General features: G+C 45.0%; 18 protein-coding genes. 15 read left to right on the top strand and 3 right to left on the bottom strand.

Going from position 1 to position 21,472, the window contains the following annotated elements:
- The first annotated feature begins 9 nt into the window (after positions 1–9).
- From nuoG to M0N77_RS08050, 9 genes are all read left to right on the top strand, one after another.
- Positions 10–3,117, top strand: coding sequence for an NADH-quinone oxidoreductase subunit NuoG (gene nuoG, locus M0N77_RS08090; protein WP_353104713.1), 3,108 nt, complete (start codon positions 10–12; stop codon positions 3,115–3,117).
- Between the two features lies 1 nt (position 3,118).
- Positions 3,119–4,162 carry an NADH-quinone oxidoreductase subunit NuoH gene (nuoH, locus tag M0N77_RS08085; RefSeq protein ID WP_353104712.1) on the top strand — a complete coding sequence of 348 codons (1,044 nt, stop codon included), beginning with the start codon at positions 3,119–3,121 and terminating at the stop codon, positions 4,160–4,162.
- A gap of 55 nt (positions 4,163–4,217) precedes the next feature.
- Positions 4,218–4,766: an NADH-quinone oxidoreductase subunit NuoI gene (nuoI, locus tag M0N77_RS08080; protein ID WP_353104711.1), complete on the top strand. Its 549-nt coding sequence runs from the start codon at positions 4,218–4,220 to the stop codon at positions 4,764–4,766.
- Complete coding sequence (nuoJ, locus tag M0N77_RS08075; RefSeq protein WP_353104710.1) at positions 4,763–5,455, top strand: NADH-quinone oxidoreductase subunit J; 693 nt, start codon at positions 4,763–4,765, stop codon at positions 5,453–5,455. Before nuoI ends, nuoJ begins: the two co-directional genes overlap by 4 nt.
- Before the next feature lie 98 nt (positions 5,456–5,553).
- On the top strand, positions 5,554–5,862 hold the full coding sequence (gene nuoK / locus M0N77_RS08070; protein WP_353105602.1) for an NADH-quinone oxidoreductase subunit NuoK: 309 nt from the start codon (positions 5,554–5,556) through the stop codon (positions 5,860–5,862).
- Between the two features lie 4 nt (positions 5,863–5,866).
- Positions 5,867–7,741 (top strand): NADH-quinone oxidoreductase subunit L, encoded by a 1,875-nt coding sequence (gene nuoL / locus M0N77_RS08065; protein ID WP_353104709.1) that lies wholly within the window; start codon positions 5,867–5,869, stop codon positions 7,739–7,741.
- 1 nt (position 7,742) lies between these two features.
- Positions 7,743–9,371 (top strand): NADH-quinone oxidoreductase subunit M, encoded by a 1,629-nt coding sequence (gene nuoM / locus M0N77_RS08060; protein WP_353104708.1) that lies wholly within the window; start codon positions 7,743–7,745, stop codon positions 9,369–9,371.
- Positions 9,372–9,374: 3 nt separating this feature from the next.
- A complete protein-coding gene (locus tag M0N77_RS08055) occupies positions 9,375–10,853 on the top strand; it encodes an NADH-quinone oxidoreductase subunit N (protein WP_353104707.1) in 1,479 nt (492 codons plus the stop codon).
- Between the two features lie 282 nt (positions 10,854–11,135).
- On the top strand, positions 11,136–11,957 hold the full coding sequence (locus M0N77_RS08050; RefSeq protein WP_353104706.1) for a ferredoxin--NADP reductase: 822 nt from the start codon (positions 11,136–11,138) through the stop codon (positions 11,955–11,957).
- A gap of 137 nt (positions 11,958–12,094) precedes the next feature.
- Here the strand turns inward: M0N77_RS08050 and M0N77_RS08045 are convergent, their stop codons facing one another.
- Positions 12,095–12,877 (bottom strand): hypothetical protein, encoded by a 783-nt coding sequence (locus tag M0N77_RS08045; protein ID WP_353104705.1) that lies wholly within the window; start codon positions 12,875–12,877, stop codon positions 12,095–12,097.
- A gap of 307 nt (positions 12,878–13,184) precedes the next feature.
- Between M0N77_RS08045 and M0N77_RS08040 the strand changes: the two genes are divergently transcribed.
- Positions 13,185–14,072, top strand: a complete 888-nt coding sequence (locus M0N77_RS08040) for an energy transducer TonB (protein ID WP_353104704.1) — start codon at positions 13,185–13,187, stop codon at positions 14,070–14,072.
- Between the two features lie 113 nt (positions 14,073–14,185).
- Complete coding sequence (locus tag M0N77_RS08035; RefSeq protein ID WP_353104703.1) at positions 14,186–15,064, top strand: mechanosensitive ion channel domain-containing protein; 879 nt, start codon at positions 14,186–14,188, stop codon at positions 15,062–15,064.
- 18 nt (positions 15,065–15,082) lie between these two features.
- On the opposite strand, the gene ybeY is transcribed toward M0N77_RS08035, so the two are convergent.
- Complete coding sequence (gene ybeY / locus M0N77_RS08030; RefSeq protein ID WP_353104702.1) at positions 15,083–15,655, bottom strand: rRNA maturation RNase YbeY; 573 nt, start codon at positions 15,653–15,655, stop codon at positions 15,083–15,085.
- Between the two features lie 217 nt (positions 15,656–15,872).
- Positions 15,873–16,970, bottom strand: a complete 1,098-nt coding sequence (locus M0N77_RS08025; protein WP_353104701.1) for a PhoH family protein — start codon at positions 16,968–16,970, stop codon at positions 15,873–15,875.
- Between the two features lie 455 nt (positions 16,971–17,425).
- On the opposite strand from M0N77_RS08025, the gene M0N77_RS08020 reads away from it, so the two are divergent.
- Genes M0N77_RS08020 through M0N77_RS08005 form a run of 4 tightly spaced genes read left to right on the top strand, consistent with a single transcriptional unit; the run spans position 17,426 to position 21,427 of the window.
- Positions 17,426–18,763: an FAD-dependent monooxygenase gene (locus M0N77_RS08020; RefSeq protein WP_353104700.1), complete on the top strand. Its 1,338-nt coding sequence runs from the start codon at positions 17,426–17,428 to the stop codon at positions 18,761–18,763.
- Positions 18,764–18,809: 46 nt separating this feature from the next.
- Positions 18,810–20,069 carry an FAD-dependent monooxygenase gene (locus M0N77_RS08015; RefSeq protein WP_353104699.1) on the top strand — a complete coding sequence of 420 codons (1,260 nt, stop codon included), beginning with the start codon at positions 18,810–18,812 and terminating at the stop codon, positions 20,067–20,069.
- Positions 20,070–20,092: 23 nt separating this feature from the next.
- Complete coding sequence (locus tag M0N77_RS08010) at positions 20,093–20,770, top strand: OmpA family protein (RefSeq protein WP_353105601.1); 678 nt, start codon at positions 20,093–20,095, stop codon at positions 20,768–20,770.
- Between the two features lie 12 nt (positions 20,771–20,782).
- Positions 20,783–21,427 carry an OmpA family protein gene (locus M0N77_RS08005; RefSeq protein ID WP_353104698.1) on the top strand — a complete coding sequence of 215 codons (645 nt, stop codon included), beginning with the start codon at positions 20,783–20,785 and terminating at the stop codon, positions 21,425–21,427.
- The last annotated feature ends 45 nt before the right edge of the window (positions 21,428–21,472 follow it).

The following is a 21,472-nucleotide window of genomic DNA, read 5'->3' as shown; positions in this document are numbered from 1 at the left end:
GAGAGCGGCATGGCAGTCATACATATTGATGGAACCACTGTCGAAGTTGATGGCGCGGACAATTTGTTGCAGGCGTGCTTATCACTGGGCATTGATGTGCCGTACTTTTGTTATCACCCCGCATTAGGCTCGGTCGGTTCGTGCCGCCAGTGCGCCGTCAAGCAATATCAAAATCTCGAGGATTTAGAAGCCGGCAAAGGCCGCTTAGTAATGTCCTGTATGGTCGCGCCTAGCGATGATATGTACATCTCGGTCACTGATGATGAAGCTAAAGCGTTTCGGGCCTCGATGGTTGAGCTTTTGATGACCAACCATCCGCATGACTGTCCTACTTGTGAAGAGGGCGGTCATTGTCATTTGCAAGATATGACTTATATGTCCGGTCATAATACCCGCCGTTACCGCTTTACCAAACGTACCCATCATAACCAAGAGCTTGGACCATTTATTGCTCACGAGATGAATCGCTGTATCGCTTGCTATCGCTGTGTGCGTTTTTATAAGGACTATGCTGGCGGTAAAGATTTAGGGGTTTTTGCCTCTAATAACCGTGTCTATTTTGGCCGCGAAAAAGACGGACAGTTTGAAAGCGAGTTCTCCGGTAATTTAACCGAAGTATGCCCAACCGGTGTTTTCACTGACAAGACCCATTCTGATCGTTATAACCGTAAATGGGATATGCAGTACGCTCCTAGTATCTGTCATGGCTGCTCTGCTGGCTGTAACATCTCGCCAGGCGAGCGTTATGGCGAATTGCGCCGGATTGAAAACCGCTATAACGGCGAAGTAAATCGCTATTTTTTATGCGATAGAGGCCGTTTTGGCTATGGTTATGTCAACCGCGCTGATCGTCCAACCCAAGCGCTTGAGCGTATCAATGACAAGCACGTGAAAATTAATATCGACTATGCGTTAGATGAAACCATCAAGCGCCTAAAAGACAAAAAAATCGTCGGTATTGGCTCGCCGCGCGCCAGCTTAGAGACTAACTTTGCGCTAAAAAATCTAGTCGGTTTTGATAACTTCTCGACCGGTCTTAATCACCAGCAGCAGTCTTTAGTCAATAAATGTATCGAAGTGCTTAGCACCGAAGGCATTTATAATCCTAGCATGAGCGATATCGAAACTCATGATGCGGTGCTAATCTTAGGCGAAGATATTACCCAAACCTCATCACGGGTCGCGCTATCGGTACGTCAAGCGGCGAAGAATGAAGGCTTAAAAATGGCAGCAGCAGCCAAAACACAAGCGTGGCTTGCTGAACCGGTACAGCGTATAGCTCAAGGAGCGCTCAGCCCCGTTTATGTGGTCGATGTGGTTCAAACCAAGCTTGATGATATCAGCAAAGCTAGCGTGGTTGCGACGCCAGAAGACATTACTAAATTAGGTTTCAAAATCGCCGATGAGATTGAGAGTTTTGCTAATGACTTAACTCAAATCACTGATCCAAGTAAGCAGTCGCAAGAGGCTGACGCTAGTTCCGACACTGATGGTATGCAAGCCTTAGCCAAACAGATTGCTTATGACTTAATACAAGCCGATAAGCCTTTAATTATTGCCGGTACTAGCCTAGCCTCAAACGCTATGATCGAAGCGGCAGCGCAAATTACTCAAGTATTAACTAAGAAGCGCGCTAGTATAAAGGCAACTGAGCAGCAGCAAGTGGATGCTCATAATGCCAATGTGCGTGCCAAAGTAAAAGCGGCAGAGGAGCAAGCACAAACCGCGCAGCCGAAAGAAGATAAAGAGCTGGCGGCGAAGCCTGAAAAGCCGCAAACGGGTACTAATAAAGAGGCTCAAGACGATATCAATCGTGAGCCTGCAGATAAGCTGGAGCTAAAAGAGGCCAATGTTAATTATAGTGCCCAAGCCGGTATTTATCTGACTGTGCCAGATGCTAATAGTATGGGCGTCTGTATGCTTGGAGGTCAGTCAGTAGAGGAGCTACTAGCGACTGACTTTGAGGTAGTAATAGTGGTTGAGAATCAATTGACCGACGCTATTGCTGCGAGCAAATTAACGCAGTTATTGACCGACAAAACCATAATTGCGCTTGATCATCAATGGCTAGATTGGCATCAAGAAGCTGATATTGTCTTGCCAGCGGCGAGCTTCGCTGAGGCCGACGGTACCTTAGTATCAAGCGAGGGTAGAGCACAGCGCTTTTTCCAAGTTTATGATAATAATTACTATCATCCTATGAGCAGTATCAAAGAAGGCTGGCGCTGGTTGCACGCGGTGCATAGTAGCCTACAAGGCAAAGCGGTTGATTGGACGCAGCTTGACGATGTAATCAATGCTTTGATAGCGACTCACCCAATGCTTACAGCTATCAAAGGCGCGGCACCTGATGCCGACTATCGTATCAGTGGCTTAAAGATTGCTCGTCAGCCGCGCCGCTATTCGGGTCGTACCGCTATGCGCGCGCCCATCTCGGTTCATGAGCCGATGCAGCCCAAAGACTTAGATACCGGCCTGACTTTCTCAATGGAAGGCTATAGCGGTAAACAATCTAAAGGCTCGATGATTCCTTTTGCCGCAGCAGCAGGCTGGAACTCGCCACAAGCATGGAATAAATATCAAGACAAAGTCGGTGGTAGCCTAAAAGGAGGCGATCCTGGTGTGCGGCTATTTGATCTAGGTGAGCGTTTGGCTAAGCGTCAGTATGTAGCGCCTGAGACGACTTCAACTCATCGTACAGATATGCAGCAGGGCCAAGCCAAACTAGTGCCTATTTATAATATTTTTGCCAGCTCCATTATGGCGGCGCGTAGTCCAATTGTTGCTGAGCAATTGCCTATCGCCACTTGGCATATCGGCCGAGAAAATGCCAAAGAGTGGGATATCGCTAACGGCGATTATTTAGCCATAGAGATCGATCAGCAAACGACGACGTTGCCGGTGCAAGTGGTGGATTATTTAGCTGAAGGCTGTATTGGTTATCCGGTAGGGCAAGTGGCTATCGTGCATCCGTCCATGCCAGCTTCAGTCACTAAGGTAGCAGCGCCAGTAGCTAGCCTCAAAGTTAGCGATGAGATGAGCGCGGATGCAGCACTGATGGCTGAGTCTGTTGACACTAGTAATCATAACGCTGATAGCAGCACACAGGGGGTATAATATGCAAGTGACTCGTATCATTCCTGATGTGCCAAGCTTTTTAGCGAGTAGTTTGAGCGTTGAGACTTGGACCATTTTATTCATGGTGGTGCAAGCGATAGTGATCTTTTTGGTCGTCGTGATTACCGCCGCGCTAATGATTGTCTATGAGCGCCGGATGCTAGCTTTATGGCAGGATCGTTATGGTCCAAACCGGGTAGGACCTTTTGGCTCCTTGCAGCTTGTCGCTGATATGCTAAAGATCTTTTTTAAAGAAGATTGGACGCCAAACTTCACTGATAAATTTATTTTTGTGTTAGCGCCAGCGGTAGCGATGTTTACTGCCTTAGCTTCTTTTGCCATTATTCCAATATCGCCAACGCTTGGGGTGGCGGATTGGGATATAGGTATTTTATTCTTCTTTGCGATGGCAGGTTTGGCGGTCTACGCGGTGATGTTCGGGGGTTGGGCTTCAGCCAATAAGTTCTCACTACTTGGCGGTCTACGTTCTGCAGCACAAACCATCAGTTATGAGGTTTTCTTAGGCTTGTCACTTATGGGCGTTGTCGCCTTGACCGGCTCTTTTAACTTGCGCGAGATTGTTGAATCACAAATTGATGGCTGGTACATTATTCCGCAGTTTTTTGGCTTTTTGACTTTTGTGGTGGCAGGGGTTGCGGTTACTCACAGACATCCCTTTGATCAGCCAGAAGCTGAGCAAGAGCTTGCTGAGGGCTATCACGTCGAATACTCTGGCATGAAGTTTGGTATGTTCTTTATTGGCGAGTACGTCAACGTCGTGCTGATTTCTGCCTTGATGACCTGTCTATTCTTTGGTGGCTGGTTGCCTCCTTTTAATATAGATATCCCGTTTATTCCGCCGGCTTTTTGGTTCATTGTTAAGACGCTATTTTTTATGACTATGTTTGTGTTGGCGCGCGGCTCACTTATGCGTCCTCGCTACGATCAGGTGATGAATTTTGGCTGGAAAGTCTGTCTGCCAGTAACTTTGATCAATCTATTGATTACCGCTTTGGTTATTTTGATTTTTTATCCAACGCTGTAGGTTGACTGCTATTTAATAGGTGATTCAAAGAAATGCTGATAAGGATAATAATCCCATGTTAAACGCCATAAAAAAGACGGTTATTGGTCTTTTTACCATTGTCCGTAGTATGTGGATGGTCAATAGCCATGCCATCCGGCCACGTGATACCATCCTTTATCCAGAAGAGCCAGTACCTGTGCCGCCAAGGTTTCGGGGGCGTATTGTTTTGACTCGTGATCCTGATGGTGACGAGCGCTGCGTGGCTTGCAACTTGTGCGCGGTGGCCTGTCCGGTAGGTTGTATCTCGCTACAAAAAGCGGAGCGTGAAGACGGACGCTGGTATCCAGAGTTTTTCCGTATTAACTTCTCTCGCTGTATTTTTTGCGGGATGTGCGAAGAGGCTTGTCCAACGACAGCGATTCAGATGACTCCTGACTTTGAGATGGGCGAGTATGTGCGCCAAGATCTGGTTTATGAAAAAGAGCATTTACTGATCTCAGGTCCAGGCAAGTATCCTGACTATAATTATTACCGAGTGACTGGCATGGCAGTAGCTGATAAACCAAAAGGCTCAGCGCAAAATGAAGCTGCGCCTGTGGATCTAAGGAGTTTACTACCATGATGGAGTTTATGAACCATCCTGACTTGGTAGGGTTTTATGCCCTAGCAGCGGTAGCTATATTTGCAAGCTTACGAGTCGTCACTCATTCCAATCCAGTACACGCTATCTTGGCGATGATTGTCACCTTGCTTGCTATCTCAGGCATCTTTTTTGTATTAGGCGCGCCTTTTGCAGGAGCGCTGGAGATTGTGGTTTATGCTGGTGCGATTATGGTGCTATTCGTCTTTGTCATTATGATGCTCAATTTGGGCATGGCCGATGAGTCGCGTGAAAAGAGCTGGCTTAGTGCTGGTACATGGGCGGTTCCGACCGGATTGACGCTTATTATTGCAGTAGTGCTCTATGGCATGATAGGTCTCAATCATGATGAAGCGGCGGTGATTGGCGCAGTTAATATTCCGGCCAAAGCAGTAGGCACGGTGTTATTTACTAAATACATTATGCTTGTCGAAGTCGCTGCGCTATTGTTGCTCGCCGCCTTGGTTGCTGCTTATCATTTGGGTAAAGAGTCAGTTGATGACGAGATAGTAGGCAGTGACAACGTAGCTATGACGCCAAATATGGCTAGCATTGATAACAGTGCAGAGGTCACTGATGGGGACGAAAAGGCTAAGCCTTATGTTTACGAAACCGTTGATCCTCATGATTATGTGGCCGCGCCGCGTAATAAGCGTAAGGAGCTAGACTGATGGTACAAGCAATAAGCGTGGCCGCGGAGGTGGCAAGTGTGCCCTTTGCTCATGAAGTAGCAGGGCTTGCAGAGCCTGCTATAGCAATGCAAAACACTTTGGGTCTGATACCGATGAGCCACGGACTAATATTAGCCGGCATCCTATTCACCATCGGTCTATGCGGCGTGATGGTACGACGCAATTTCTTATTTATGCTAATGGGTCTTGAGATCATGATGAATGCGGCAGCACTCGCCTTTGTAGTGGCAGGCAGCCGCTGGGTCGATCCTGATGGACAAGTGATGTTTATCCTTATTTTGACCTTGGCCGCAGCGGAGGTCTCTATTGGCCTTGCGATACTATTACAGTTTTATCATAAGCGTGGGCATCTCGATGTCGATAGCGCCAATGAGATGAAAGGATGATGTCATGAGTTTATTACCATTAACCTTTATATTTCCGCTCATTGGCTTTTTAATTTTAGCCTTTATGCGTGATAAGTTGTCTGAGCAAGCGGCTGGCTTTGTCGGGGTTGGTAGCATGTTGCTATCAGCGCTATGCACTTTAGTCGCTAGCTTCACTTTTTTAACTAGCTATCCTCAAGGTACAGTACTACAAATACCGCTTTGGACTTGGTTTCAAGTCGGCGATTTTGCGCCAGGCTTTAGCTTAAGCTTTGATGGCTTAGCGCTAACCATGACTGGGGTCATTACCGGCGTGGGCTTTTTGATTCATCTCTTTGCCGCTTGGTACATGAAAGGCGATATTGGCTTTGCTCGCTTTTTTAGCTATATGAATTTGTTTGTCGCGAGCATGTTGTTGTTAGTGCTCGCTGATAACTTATTATTGTTATATCTTGGCTGGGAAGGGGTGGGTATCTGCTCTTACTTGCTGATTGGCTATTATTACCACGACTGCGCCAATGGTCGCGCGGCGATGAAAGCCTTTACCGTGACTCGTATTGGTGATGTGTTTTTGGCTTTTGGTTTATTCTTATTATTTCGCGAATTTGGTACGCTCAATATCCAGGAGATTATCACTCGCGCGCCAGAAGTGTTCGCTATTAATAATCCAACGATGATCTTGACCACCATGATGTTAGTAGGCGGGGCGATGGGTAAGTCAGCGCAGTTGCCGTTACATACTTGGCTTGCGGATGCGATGGCAGGACCGACGCCAGTATCGGCGCTGATTCATGCGGCGACGATGGTTACTGCAGGCGTTTATTTGATTGCCCGTATGCATCCGTTATTTGAGCTGACGCCAGGGATTTTACTCTATTGGGTCGGCGGTGTTGGTGCTTTGACTTTAGTGGTGGCTGGTTTTTGTGCATTGGCGCAAACCGATATCAAGCGTATTCTCGCTTATTCAACCATGAGTCAGATCGGCTATATGTTCCTAGCGCTTGGTGTTGGGGCGTGGCAAGGCGCTATCTTCCATTTGATGACCCATGCTTTTTTTAAGGCCTTATTATTCTTATCGTCAGGCGCAGTCATCCTTTCTGTACATCATGAACAAAACATCTTTAAGATGGGCGGTTTGCGTAAAAAGATACCACTAGTGTTTTGGTGTTACATTGTAGGCGGCGGCGCTTTAGCTGCTATCCCTTGGGTAACGGTCGGTTTTTATTCCAAAGAGGCTATCCTTTGGGAGGCTTACGCTACTGGCCATCAAGTGTTATTTTATATGGGCGTATTTGGCGCTTTCTTAACCGCTATCTATACTTTCCGGATGATTTGGATTATCTTTTTTGGCGAAGAAAAAACGCCGGCGCATAAGCTATCGGGTGTCTCTTATTGGTTACCGCTTAGCGTGCTATTAGTATTGTCAACGGCGGTTGGTGCGTGGATTATGCCGCCATTACAGGGCGTATTGCCAGAGAGCTTTGGTCATCTGCTTGAGCTATCCGGTGAGGCGCATGGCAAGCATACTGCTGAATATATAGCGATGGGCGCAATGCTAGTTGGCTTAATTATTGCCGCTTTATTATATGTAGTAGATAAGGGCCGGATGCTGACGAAGTTTAAACGCTCCACTATCGGTGGCGGGCTTTATTACTGGTGCTATCACGGCTTAGGCTTTGATGCCCTGTTCGATATAATATTTGTAAAACCCTTTTTATTCATCGGCCGCTTGTTCAAAGCGGATCCTGTCGATAAAGGCTGGCTTGTGCTACCTATGCTAGCCTCATTTGGTAATAAGGTATTCTCTCGGGCGCAGACAGGTTCCCTTCGTGGCTATGCGGCAAGCTTTGGCTTGGGCGTAGCGGTATTGCTGGTGCTGGTAATGATGACGGTGGTGTAAGATGATAGAGTTACAACAAACGTGGATGCTACCGGCATTGATCGCTATTCCGTTTATCGCGGGATTGTTATGCTGGTTGGTTGAGCGCTTTAATAAGCGCTTGCCGCGCTGGATTGCTTTGATCGGCATGATACTGACTTTTGTTTTGTCTTTAGTACTATGGCATTACGGTGATTTTGGTGGTATGAGCAAACAAGTCATCGCGCCGCAGTCAGCAGTGCCTTGGGTGGCTGAGTTTAGTGTGCCTTGGATACCGGCTATGGGTATTAGCTTTCATTTAGCGATGGATGGTATGTCGCTATTGATGGTGGCTTTGACTGGGTTTTTGGGCGTGGCAGCGGTCGCTTGTTCATGGAATGAGATTCAGCGCCGAGTGGGATTTTTTCACCTAAACTTGCTTTGGAGTTTGGGCGGCGTTATCGGTGTATTCTTAGCTATTGATTTATTCTTATTCTTCTTCTTTTGGGAGATGATGCTAGTTCCTATCTATTTCTTGATCGCTATTTGGGGTCATGATGTGGTTGGCGGCAAGACTAAAGAATACGCGGCGACCAAGTTCTTTATTTATACTCAAGCCTCAGGGCTTATTATGCTGATTGGGGTGTTATTACTAGTCATCTTCAACCGCGCGCAAACGGGCGTGGTCAGCTTCAATTATAACGATTTACTCGGTACTTCCTTAGGTGGTTGGGAATATCCGATTATGCTGTGCTTCTTTATTGGCTTTGCGGTCAAGCTACCGATTCTGCCTTTTCATGGCTGGTTACCAGACGCGCACGCGCAGGCACCAACGGCAGGTTCGGTCGATTTGGCAGGGGTGCTCATTAAGACGGCCGCTTACGGTTTGATACGTTTTGTATTGCCGCTATTTCCGGCCGCTTCACAAGACTTTGCGCCTATCGCTATGACTTTGGGTACTATCGGTATCTTCTATGGCGCATGGCTGGCCTTTATGCAGACGGATATGAAGCGTCTGCTTGCTTATACTAGTATCTCGCATATGGGCTTTATTGTTTTAGCTATTTATGCTGGTACTTTACTAAGCTTACAAGGATTGATGGTGCAGATGCTAGCGCACGGCCTTAGCTCAGCGGCGCTATTTATTATGGCCGGTCAGCTCTACGAGCGTCTTCATACTCGCAATATCACTTTGATGGGCGGTATGTGGGGTCAGTTCCGCTATTATGCGCCAATGCTGATGTTCTTCTGTGCTGCCTTACTGGGTATTCCAGGCACCGGTAACTTCATTGGCGAATTTATGATTTTGTTTGGCACCTTTGCTCAGTATCCAGTATTTGTCGTGCTAGCGACCTTTAGCTTAGTGTTGGCAGGTCTGTACTCATTACTGCTGGTTTATCGTACTTTGTTTGGCGCTAATAACACCAAAGACGTGGCGTTAGAACATACCAAGTACCATGGTCTACCTGAGCGTCCATTAAAGGACTTAGGCAAGCGCGAGATTACCTTACTGCTGACTTTAGCGGCAGGTCTAGTATGGCTTGGACTGTATCCACAGCCAATACTGGATACCTCAAGTCAGGCGATGCAGTGGATCAATAACGCCTATATTTATAGCGAAGTCACTCAAGTAGACGCATCAGATCTGCTTGATGCAATGGAGGCACGTTAAGTCATGACTGATATTACGATGAATGATTTGATGGGGCTGATGCCTTATGCGCCGATTATTATAGTAGTGATTACCGTTATTTTGGCGATGATTGCTATTACTATGAAGCGCTCGCATTTTATTACTGGCACTATCACGGTGATTGGGTTAAACCTTGGCCTCTTTACTTTGCTTGGCCAAATGACGGAAGTAGTAAGCTCAGGCTCTTTGTTGCCTTTAGCGGAGCAGCTGTTTGTCATTGATAATTTTGCCCAGTTTAATATGGTGGTGATCTTTATCTGTGCCTTGGCCTGCTGTACCTTAGCGTATGCTTATCTTGCCAAGCTAAATGATCATAAAGAAGAGCTGTATCTGCTCATCCTAATCTCTACGGTAGGGGCGCTGCTGATGGTCTGTGCTCAGCACATGGCCTCCTTCTTTGTCAGCTTAGAGCTGTTGTCAGTGCCTTTATATGGCCTGCTCGCTTATACCTTCTCGCGCAACAAATCACTGGAATCTGGTCTAAAGTATTTGGTACTCTCAGCGACCGCTTCAGCGACTTTATTGATGGGGATGGCTTTTGTCTACGCGCAAGTAGGAGCGCTTGGCTTTAAGCAAATCAGCATCATGCTTGCTACCTCTTATGATTCGCCGCTGCTGATCTTAGGAGCAGCTTTGATGATGTTTGGTATCGCTTTTAAACTATCGGCAGCGCCTTTTCATATGTGGACGCCTGATGTTTATGAAGGAGCGCCAGCGCCTATTGCTACTTATTTGGCCTCAGTCTCAAAAGTGGCAATGATGGCTTTAGCGGTACGCTTTTTGCTAGATACTGCGCTATTAGCGTTGCCATCGGTACAGTTACTACTGATGGTAATGGCAACTTTATCGATCCTAATAGGTAATATGCTAGCTATTCGACAGACTAATCTTAAGCGCTTATTGGGTTATTCCTCCATCGCGCACATGGGTTATGTATTGATTGTTATCGTTAGTATTGGCGCCGCCGCCGATAGCGTCTCTAGCATGTATATGGCAGTGTATGCCTTTACTTCAATCGGTGCCTTTGGGGTAGTTACCTTGATGTCTAGCCCTTATCGCTTATCGGGTGAGGCAGACGAGCTTATCCATTATCAAGGTCTGTTCTGGCGTCGTCCAGTATTGACTGCGGTGATGACTATCATGATGCTGTCACTAGCTGGTATTCCATTGACTGCAGGCTTTATTACCAAGCTATTTGCGATTTTAGCGGCAGTACAAGGCGCACAGTGGTTCTTAGCAGCGATGATTATCTTAGGTAGTGCCATAGGTCTATTCTATTACTTGCGCGTGATGCTCACCTTATTCAAACGACCAAAAGCGTTTATTGAGTTTGACGTAGCAGGGCATTGGGGTGTACGTATGGGCGGTATCATGGTCATTGCGGTCACTGTGTTGATCGTTGGCTTTGGCGTACTTCCTAACAATATGATTGAATGGGCAGCCTTAGCTCGTATTTGGTAGAGTGTAGTTAGACAGTTTGATTAAAATAAAGGTTAGCGCAGGCTAGCCTTTTTTATGATTGCTAAAATATAAAAGCTAAAACTATAAGATGAAAGTGCCAAGCTTGAATATACCATCGAGCGCCATAATCTATAGCAGTGATGAAAGCTTTTTTAACTGCTTTCTTAACTACTGTTTTAACTACTTAAGCAGATAGCTATTTATAAAAATAATAACGTTTGAGAAACTGATAACTATAAATCGATGACAGCATCCATCCATAACGATAAGTGATATTTTATTATGAGTGATAATATTCAAAGGGTAACGGTCTTAAGTAAGACCACTTGGACACCTAATCTCTTTAGCTTTACGGTGACTCGTCCTGAGAGTTTTAAATTTACCGCTGGGCAGTTTGTGCGTTTGGGCGTCAATCCTAGTAAGCTAAAGTACTATCAAAATAAGTCAGATGAAGTAGCTGACAAAGCGCTTGATGAGGATATCTTCCGCGCTTATTCTATCGTCTCATCGCCTTTTGATGAAGTATTAGAGTTTTTCTCAATTGTCATCGAGGATGGCGCTTTTACCTCGCAATTGCAGCATTTGCAAGTCGGTGATGAGCTACTACTCAACACTATGCCGTTTGGCTTTTTGACCTTAGCGCGCTACCAAAAACCGCTACCCAAAGACTTATGGCTGCTGGCTACGGGGACAGGGCTTGCGCCATTTTTGTCCATGCTACAAGACTTGCAGACTTGGGAGGACTATGAACATATCGTCTTAGCCTATAGCGCCCGTAGTAAAGATGAGCTGGCTTATATTGAGACTATTGAGCGCTTGCAAGAGGATTTTGGTACGCTGGTCGATAACCCTGCTAAGCTGATATTTGTGCCGATTGTCACTCGTGAAAAGATCGAAGGAGCGTTGAGCGAGCGTCTACCGCAGTTATTACTAAATGGTAAACTACAACAGCAGGCGGGTATTGCTTTGGATATCGATAGCGCGCACGTTATGCTATGCGGTAACCCTGAGATGGTTGAGGATACTAAAGAAACCCTTAAATCGATGGGTATGGTAATGAATCGCCGCGGTGAGGGTAATATAGCAGTCGAGAACTATTGGTAAATGTATCTTTGATCAAAAGTTAACTTCATAAAAAAGCCACACTCTGCCAAAACAGAAGATGGCTTTTTTATGGTACTGATAGGTCCAATGTAAAGCTAAGGTAGCGCTAATGAGCGTCTTGATAATACAGGCTCGTTTTAGCTTTCTTGCGCAGGCTCAGTAGCGTCCTCTATCGGATGGATAGGCCCTTTCATCAGCTCAGGCTCGTCATCTACTCGATCTTTTTCGCTGATAATATCATCACCTGCGCTGCCTAACAGATCGCGATAATTAACTTGCGTCTTTAGCACTAATTGCTCTTCTTCCACCTCACCATAGTTGACTTGCACCTTATGCAAAGCACCCATGATTTTTTTATTATTTTTAAGCCAGCGATGGATATCTAAATAAATAATCTCGTCTTTAGCGCGAGCAATATTGATATAAGTGAGGATAAAACCTAAAGGGTCTTTTTTGAGAATAGTGTGATAAAACCAGATAAATAACTTGATGCCTTGACGCTTGATAAAGGATTCACAGCGAAAGTTCAACACATCCGTATAAGTCTGCTGCCCAAAGACAAAACGCTGTACATTACGATCAAGCTGTACATGGACGAGACTAAAATTACTCGCCACCTCCGCATAGATGCCAGCGACATTGACCGTGCAATATAAGCGAAACCACTTATCATGTAGCTCCACGCGCAGCTCTAAGATCGCTTTTACATTGTCAGTGACAAACTTTTGTAGCGCGTCATTGACGTATTTTTGCGCTACTGGCAGTGGGATTTCATCATCTAATTTGTCCGTGGTTTTGCTATATAAATTTTTTATAGCGACCGTCAGGCTATCCCAACCTTCGTTAAAAGAGTCGTTAAAGCGGCTAGCAATAGCATCGGCGAAATCATAAAAATCATCAAAGTTTTTAGAATCAGTCAAACTTATTATCCTTATTGTTTATTATTGTAGGCTAAGTTATAAAACATAAAGTCTCAAGAGAGGTTTAAGCTAGTGAGACTAATACCGCACCAAATAGTCAATAAATAGCTAAAAAACAGTATATAGCAAAATAGGAGCCCAAAAAATGGCTGTTCGTTGATTGTAGCAAATAACCTAAACTAGCGTTTTAAAACGCTACCATTTTAGTAGTTATCATCTACTCACTAGGATAACCATTCAATTAAGGCTCGTGTTATCATAGCCAACTTATCATCTGTCAGATAGTTCGGTTAAGCTGAGATTTATTGTGGCGCATATCAAAGACTCACAAAGCTATCATTTTTCCAGTCAGGCGCCTAAGCGCAGCTTTAGCATGCCAGTAGCGATTGTGGTCGCAGTAGGGCTGCATGTGCTAGTTATCTTTGGTATTAGTTTTTCTATGGGCAGTAATCCAGCTACTATGATGCAGGACGTTGCCAAAGCGCTGACTGATAATATGCAGCCTAATGAGGACGCTTATTACATTGCTAATGCCTCACAAATGGGCGGCGGCAGCATTGAGGAGCAAATCCGCCAAGAAAGCGCGCAAACCAGTCCACTATCAGCCGAACAGATCAGTGAGACGCAAGATGTGATTAATTTGCAGCGGCAAGTGCGCCAACAACAGTATCAAGAGAGCTATTTGCGCACGACCTTGAGCTGGCGGCAAGCGAGTGATGACTCAGACAATGATAGCCAGCAAGCAAAAGACGATAGCATCCTACAAGAAGAGCGCTTGCGTAAGCAGATTGCAACTTTGGAGGCGCAGTTATCACAGCGTCAGCAAGTGTATGCTACTAAGTCAAAAGTCGTCACCCTCGATAGTAACTCAACCACTCGCGGCGCTGCTGCCGATTATATCGAAACCTTTCGCGAACACGTAGAGCGGGTAGGCAACCTGCATTATCCGCCGCAAGCGCGAGCGCAAGGCATCACGGGCGAAGTGCGATTGATGGTCATTATCAGTAATGATGGCACTATCAAAGCTATCCGTCTGCTTGAGAGCTCTAACTCCAACATTTTGGATGAAGCGGCGAAGCAATCGGTAAGGCAAGCTGCGCCATTTGGTAGATTTACTAAAGATATGCAAGATATCGTTGAGCTACGCCTGATTCGCACCTATCGTTATAGTGATAAAATAGCTGTTAGTTATTGACAGTTATTAGTGTTTATTGATTAAGTGGTTATTAACGACGGGTTGATGCTCATTTTTACATAAAGCTATAACCAAACTCATTTATAAACCCAGATATAAAATAAAGAGTCTGTATGGAATTTTTAGGTTTTACCCTTGATGCCGCCGCATTGACCGAAAGCGCTATAACTATAGCAATAAAAATCGGCCTTGCGCTATTGATATTTTGGGCAGGGCGCTGGCTGGCCAAAAAACTAGTGACTTTTGCTAATCGTCTGATGATTCGTAGCCATCTAGAGACGACTGCAGCAAACTTTTTGAGTCGTTTATTATACGGTATTTTATTAGTGGTCGTGGTGTTAGCCGCCCTAAATCAGGTCGGCGTTCACACCACCTCAGTGGTAGCGATATTAGGCGGCGCGGCGGTCGCTATTGGCCTATCACTCAAGGATCAGCTGTCAAACTTTGCCGCTGGCATTATGATTGTGACTTTTCGCCCTTTTATAAAAGGCGATTATGTACAAATTAGCAGTTACACTGGCACGGTGGCTGAGATTACCTTAGTTAATACCCATCTCACTACCATTAATAATCACGATGTTATTATTCCCAATAGCGATATTACCACCTCAGCGGTGATCAACTATACCGCGCTACCTAATCGCCGTGTCGATATCACTATTGGAGTCGGCTACGATGCCAATCTAAAAACTGCCAAAGCGCTGATATTAAAATTAGCCAAAGAAAATCCGATGTCTTTTAATGATCCTGAGCCTATCGTCAGAGTGACTAATTTGGGCGATAATGCAGTCGATCTAACTCTTAATGTCTGGACGACTAACGCGGATTGGTGGTCAATGCAGTGCGATCTACTTGAGCAGTTCAAAGAAGTGTTTGATAATGAAAAAATAGATATTCCGTTTCCGCAGCGTAGTGTGCACATCAAGGGTTTGGATCAGATGATCAATACCATGGACCAATCACAAAAGCTGCCCATGGACAAAAAGTCATAAAAACTGATTTTTGACTGTCTAAATATAAGGATTGGGTAGATGCAAACGCGCTAAAATAGTAATCTCCAACGCTTCCATCTCTTCTTGCTCCGCTTGACCTATTTCATGATCAAAGCCTAGCAGATGCAGTACGCCATGGACGATCAAATGGCTAATGTGCTGCGTTAGGCTTTTATCTTGCTCGCTTGCTTCACGCGCAATCACATCATGACAGATAATCAGCTCGCCTAGTGGTAGGGTTGGCATCAGCTCAATAACGCTGACTGGCATCTCACTAGGATAAGAGAGAATATTGGTAGCATAATCTTTGCCACGCGCCTCCAGATTTAGCGCTTTTCCCTCTGTAATATCGGTAATATAAATATCCAAAGCTTTGACTTTACTTCGCCATAACTCCTCATCAATATCTGCAAAGTAAGGTAGGCTTAAGCCCTTACTGAGGTGCTCATCGATATAGCTCAATGTCGCGGTTACCACGGGTAATATCCGCTCTTCGCTATATAGCTCTGCCACTAATTCATCCGTTATACTCTCTATAGCGCTGATATCTAGTGCCGCTAAATTAGCGTTTATCTGCTCATCATTTGGCATACTATTATGCTCCTTTGTAAGTCTTGATTATCGTTACTTATAAGCCTTTATTTTACTACAGATTCTTTTATTAGCCTTCTAACACGGTAGTGACGTTGCTGTTAATAATCATTAGTGTGAAGATATCATTAGCGCGAAGATAATGGCTAAAGTATAAAAAAACCGAACGTAGAGTCCGGTTTTTATTCATAAGTTTATTAAGTAATTGCGCCAAATATCACAGCTTAGCCGCGGCATCGGCCATTGCGGCGCGGCGATGTTGTTCCGCTAGGCGCTCTTGTTTGCGCTTTTCTTCAATGATTAATTGCTCATCATCATAGTCATCATAAGCTTCGACGATTTTTTGTACTAGCTGATGACGAACCACATCTTTTGAATCAAACTTAGTGATATGAATCTCTTCGATACCGCTCAAAATCTGTAACGCCTGTGTCAAGCCGGATTTAGCGCCGCGTGGTAAATCGACCTGAGTAATGTCGCCAGTGATAACCGCGCGTGAGCCAAAACCTAAACGAGTCAAAAACATCTTCATCTGCTCAGGTGTGGTGTTTTGCGCTTCATCCAAAATCACAAAAGAGTTATTCAAAGTACGACCGCGCATATAAGCTAGCGGCGCCACTTCAATGATTTGACGCTCAATCATTTTGCCCACTTTCTCAAAGCCTAGCATCTCATACAGCGCGTCATACAAAGGGCGCAAGTAAGGATCAATTTTTTGCGTCAAGTCGCCCGGTAAGAAGCCTAACTTCTCACCCGCTTCAACCGCCGGACGCACCAGCAAGATACGCTCAATCTCATTGCGCTCGATCATATCGACCGCGCACGCTACTGCCAAGTAAGTCTTACCAGTACCGGCAGGGCCAATACCGAACGACACATCGGAGCTGAGCACGTTTTTGACATAGCGCTGCTGATTGCCGCCGCGTGGGATGATTTTGCCTTTACGAGTACGTAAGCTGATAGGCGTAAACTCATCAGCAGCGTCAAAATCATCATCGCTCTCGCTCTTTACTTCTGCATCATCTCTCATATCTTCGTCACGAGAAATGCTCGATTGAATAATGAGATGCAGCTCTTCGGCAGTGATGTCTTTTGAATTTTGCGCCTCATCGACTAGCTTATAGATGATACGCTCGCCGCGCTCAACACCAGTGATATCACCACTTAAACAAAAATCTGTTTTGCGCTGACTGATCTTGATATCAAGACGCTCTTGAATGTATTTGATATGTTTATTGTATTCGCCCAATACCGTTTTTAGCTGGGCTTGGGTCAAAAATTCAAATGTTATATTACGGCTAATGGATTGAGTCAAGCGATTATCCTTGTCATAAATGCCCACTTTCTTGGGCTAAATAAGTAATGAAGTTGTCTTTATTATGGTTGATAATTATTTAAATTCAAGCCTTAGAAGTGGCTTGGCGCTACTGTTTTGTATGTCGATTGCAACGGCTTATTTTATTAATAGGATAGCTTTTATTTAACTATAGAGGCTTTATTTTACTCAATTTAGTACTCGCTGATTATCGCAACGAGGAGTCTCGATAATTAGCTTTAAGCCCACAGAGTTGACAATGATTTGTGGTAACCTATAGCTTATATAACTGACTAAAGCAGATGCTTTAAAATCTAACCAATAACTTATTTTAGCCAGTGGTTTTAGCCAATAGTTTTAATCCGTATTCTTTAGCTCGCATTTTTAGTTTTAGCCACTAGATAAAAACAACGATAAATCTCGCTAATTTTTTATAGCAAATACGAGGAGTAGTAATGCCAAGTTCTGAGTTTGATACTTCGCCCATTCAAAATAATATCTCTAAGTCTGAGCATAAGGCTAATAAAGACCGTCATTCTAGTGCTGCTACTGATCAGCAAGTGCTTATCGCTGGTGGCGGTCATGTCGGCTTATCTTTTGCTTTATTGCTCGCCCATCGCGGTATTGCCAGCACTTTGCTCGAAAAAAACAGCTATCCTGAGATGGGTCCTGAGGATGATGAGCAACGTAGTCATTATTTAGACAGCCGCAACACTGCCTTGTCACGTCGTACGGTGCAGATTTATCAAGAGATAGGGCTGTGGCCAGAGCTACAAAGCCACGCTTGCCGAATTGACGCGGTACAGATTAGCGAACAAGGCAGCTTTGGCCGCGCCCAGCTCAAAAGGGAAGAGGAAAAAGTCGAATCCTTTGGACAAGTGATGGAAAATGCTTGGCTTGGCCGCAAATTACTATTAGCCGCACAAAATGAGCCGCTGATTACCTTGATTGACAATGCCGATGTCACTGAGGTCAAGCAGCACGCCGATAGCGTTAGCGTTACTTTTAACTATTATGGCAGTAGTGAAGGCGAGCAGCAGCTGCAAGGTAGCGTGTTAGTGGCCTGTGATGGTCGCGACTCGACAGTGCGCCAGCTTTTAGGGATTAGCACTACTGATTACGACTATAAGCAAACGGCTATCGTAGGCGTGGTACATACCGATAAGGCTCATGAGCATATTGCCATTGAGCGCTTTAGCCCAGCAGGACCATTAGCGGTCTTGCCACTCACTGATCCAGAGGGTGATGGTAATAATGACTATCAACAGGGCTTTCGACGTTCGGTGGTTTGGGTTTGTCCTAAAGGCGAGGAGCAGCAATATTTGGAGGATGACGCGCATTTCTTGGCGACGCTACAACAAGCTTTTGGCGAGCGCGCAGGCAAGTTTATCGCTACGGGGCGTCGCGGCGCTTATCCCTTGACGCGTGTGCTCGCTGACAAGCAAGTTGATGGCCGCTGCGTCATCATGGGTAATGCGGCGCATACTTTGCACCCGGTAGCGGGTCAGGGCTTTAACCTGTGTATGCGTGACGCGCACGTCTTGGCGCAAATGATGAGCGAACAAGTCAAAAAAGGTGCAGATATCGGCGATACTACTATGCTAAAAAGCTATGAGAAATCACGAAAAACCGATCAAAAACGAGTAGTTTTGTTTTGCGATGCGGTGGTACATGGTTTTACTCATACCAATCCAGCCATCAAGCTGGCGCGTAATGTGGCCTTAGTTGCTTTTGATAAGCTGCCTAATATTAAGCCGTTAGTGGCTACTTATGCAATGGGGCTCAAGTCTTAATTGGTTTTTGTGCTCATTATCTATAGCTATTTAATTTGGAAAAAATATGAAAAACAACCATAGCTTAATTATCGGTGGCGGTATCGTTGGCGCAACCTTAGCGCTAAAGCTAGCCCAAGCCAAACGCCCTGTGACTTTAGTCGATGCTACTCCTGAGCGTGATAAAGAGAGTTGGCAACAGTTATTACGTCAACGTGATGCACGCGTTTATGCGCTTAGCCTCGCTAGTATTAATCTGCTAAAAGCGGTTGGCGCTTGGCAAAACATTCAAGCTAGCGGCCGCAAAGCTGACTATACTCAAATGCAGGTTTGGCAGCTCAACGGCTTAGGCGAATTGCTATTTGGTGATAGCGAGAGTCACAACAATACAGCGCCTATACTCGGCAGTATGGTTGAGCCATTAGTCATCGAACACGCCCTCTGGCAGCGCTTAAACGATACCGATGTCAGCGACTATCTAACAGTCATTAAAGGACAAAAAGTAGTCGCCATGGATTGGTTAGGCGCGCATAAAGGCTATCAAGTCAATTTAGAAAATGGCGAGCGTATTATCGCTAATTTATTGATTGGCGCCGATGGTCGCGGCTCATTTGTACGCAAACAAGCCGCTATTGAGCTTGACACCTTAGACTATAAGCAAACGGCGATTTGCTGCGCCATTCAAACCGATAAACCCCACCTTACTACTGCGCGACAAGCCATGCTGCCGACGGGTACATTGGCATTATTGCCGCTCGCTGATATCACCGATAGTGATAAAGCTAAGCCGCAGCACTGGCAATCGGTAGTTTGGACGCTGCCACGCAATCAAGCGTTAGCTCTTTTAGAAGAAGAGCCGCGCTTTATCGCGGATAAACTCGCTGCCGCTAGTAACTATGAGCTTGGCTCAATAAATAAAATAGAATCTATCGCCAGCTTCCCATTAGCAGCGCAGCAAGCCAAAAGCTACGTGAGTGACAACTTAGTATTGATAGGTGACGCGGCGCACGGCGTCCATCCATTAGCCGGACAAGGGCTCAATTTAGGCATGCTTGATGTACAAGCATTATTTGAGCAACTAGAGCATGACTATATGCGCAGTGGCAATAAACTCTGGGGTAGTCAGCAGACTCTACGCACCTATGAGCGCTTGCGTCGTCCACATAATAGTCTAATGATGCATAGCTTTTCGGCGCTGAATTGGTTATTTGCAGGCACGCTGGCGCAAACTCGTCCTATACAGCAGATTCGTAGCGAAGGCATGTACCGGGTTGGTAAGATTAAGCCGCTTATGCGCTTGTTTGCTCGGCAGGCGAGTGGGGTTTAAATCTAATTAGAGAGTATAGTGTGATGAATAAGTCATGGACGACAGTAGGTATTATATTCGGCGCTTTGGCATTGTCAGCGTGTCAGGCTTTCTCACTACCTTCTTCTAAGTCAAATGCTATACCTAAAAGTTCTAATAGTTATGAAAGTGAAAATCATGAAGCCCCTGTAACCTTAGTACCAGCTATTCCAGATTCAGACGGTGATGGTGTTTTGGATAATATAGATGCTTGCCCTAAAACGCTTGAACATGCAGTAGTGGATGATAAAGGTTGTCCTGCTGCTATAGACTTAATAGGCCGATTGAGTATGGATGTTCGGGTGTTCTTCGGTGCTCAAAGTTTGACACTTCAATCTAGTGACTCTATTTATAATGAATTAAATAAAGTAGCAATAAAAATGCGGGAGTTTCCACAAGCAACGACTGCTGTGTTTGGAAATATCTCGACGATAGAGGCACAAACGAATCCGAAAAACCGATTAGCGCATGATAGAGCGCAACTAGTAAAAGAAATATTGACTACTCAAGGCGTGCCTGCTAACAGTGTACAAACCTTTAACTGTGGCGATCGTAAGCAAATTGCGTCCAACGATACTGAGGCAGGCGAGATACTTAATCGCCGAGTCTACGTGCAAATGTTTCATAATGATGAGAATGACTATTTAGCTCAAAAAGATACCCACGATTGTACGCAATTTTAAGGGTTTTGAATTATGAAAAAGTTATGGACAATAATAACGATTTTAGGAAGCGCTTTGACATTGTCAGCGTGTCAAACGCCAATACAAAATTCTGCTTCAATGAATCAAAAAGATCAGATTGTTGATGTTTCTGTAATGGCAATCAATGATGATAGCGACGGTGATGGCGTCCCTGATGATTTAGATCAATGCCCGGCTACGCCATATAACATGGTAGTGGATGAAAGAGGCTGTCCCTTTGCGCCTATTGGCATAGGTTTAAAAATGGAATATCGAGCTTTTTTTGAAAAAGGAAGTAGTGAGCTATTACCTAAGTATCAAATTGAGCTGGATAAAGTAGCAGCGAAGATGAATGAATACGATAAATCCACTTTTAGAATTGAAGGCAGTGCTTCAGAGGATGAAATGGATAAGGGGCTAAACTCCTTAGCTAAAAATAGAGCGCTGATGGTCAGAGGTTATCTTTTATCAAAACACAGTATAGATGCTAAGCGTTTCATTACTTCAAGTTGTGATGCTAGAGCACCTATCGCACCTTCTGATAGCGAAGACGTATTTCTAAACCGTCGAGTTTATGGATTATTAACTGAACCTGAAGCAGAAAGCAACTACTTATACCCAGATGACTCAATGCCAAAAACCTGCGTTGAATTTTAAATAAAGCTATTATTGGTTATAGCTTTTAGCGTTATTTAGTTTAAA

It is taken from the genome of Psychrobacter sp. AH5, from assembly GCF_040371085.1.
Lineage (GTDB): Bacteria > Pseudomonadota > Gammaproteobacteria > Pseudomonadales > Moraxellaceae > Psychrobacter.
This window is presented reverse-complemented; position numbering and strand designations above follow the sequence as displayed.

Coding starts and splice junctions, on each gene's coding strand:
- nuoG (WP_353104713.1), top strand. CDS start 10: ATGGCAGTCATACATATTGATGGAACCACTGTCGAAGTTGATGGCGCG.
- nuoH (WP_353104712.1), top strand. CDS start 3,119: ATGCAAGTGACTCGTATCATTCCTGATGTGCCAAGCTTTTTAGCGAGT.
- nuoI (WP_353104711.1), top strand. CDS start 4,218: ATGTTAAACGCCATAAAAAAGACGGTTATTGGTCTTTTTACCATTGTC.
- nuoJ (WP_353104710.1), top strand. CDS start 4,763: ATGATGGAGTTTATGAACCATCCTGACTTGGTAGGGTTTTATGCCCTA.
- nuoL (WP_353104709.1), top strand. CDS start 5,867: ATGAGTTTATTACCATTAACCTTTATATTTCCGCTCATTGGCTTTTTA.
- nuoM (WP_353104708.1), top strand. CDS start 7,743: ATGATAGAGTTACAACAAACGTGGATGCTACCGGCATTGATCGCTATT.
- M0N77_RS08055 (WP_353104707.1), top strand. CDS start 9,375: ATGACTGATATTACGATGAATGATTTGATGGGGCTGATGCCTTATGCG.
- M0N77_RS08050 (WP_353104706.1), top strand. CDS start 11,136: ATGAGTGATAATATTCAAAGGGTAACGGTCTTAAGTAAGACCACTTGG.
- M0N77_RS08035 (WP_353104703.1), top strand. CDS start 14,186: ATGGAATTTTTAGGTTTTACCCTTGATGCCGCCGCATTGACCGAAAGC.
- ybeY (WP_353104702.1), bottom strand. CDS start 15,655: ATGCCAAATGATGAGCAGATAAACGCTAATTTAGCGGCACTAGATATC.
- M0N77_RS08020 (WP_353104700.1), top strand. CDS start 17,426: ATGCCAAGTTCTGAGTTTGATACTTCGCCCATTCAAAATAATATCTCT.
- M0N77_RS08015 (WP_353104699.1), top strand. CDS start 18,810: ATGAAAAACAACCATAGCTTAATTATCGGTGGCGGTATCGTTGGCGCA.
- M0N77_RS08010 (WP_353105601.1), top strand. CDS start 20,093: ATGAATAAGTCATGGACGACAGTAGGTATTATATTCGGCGCTTTGGCA.
- M0N77_RS08005 (WP_353104698.1), top strand. CDS start 20,783: ATGAAAAAGTTATGGACAATAATAACGATTTTAGGAAGCGCTTTGACA.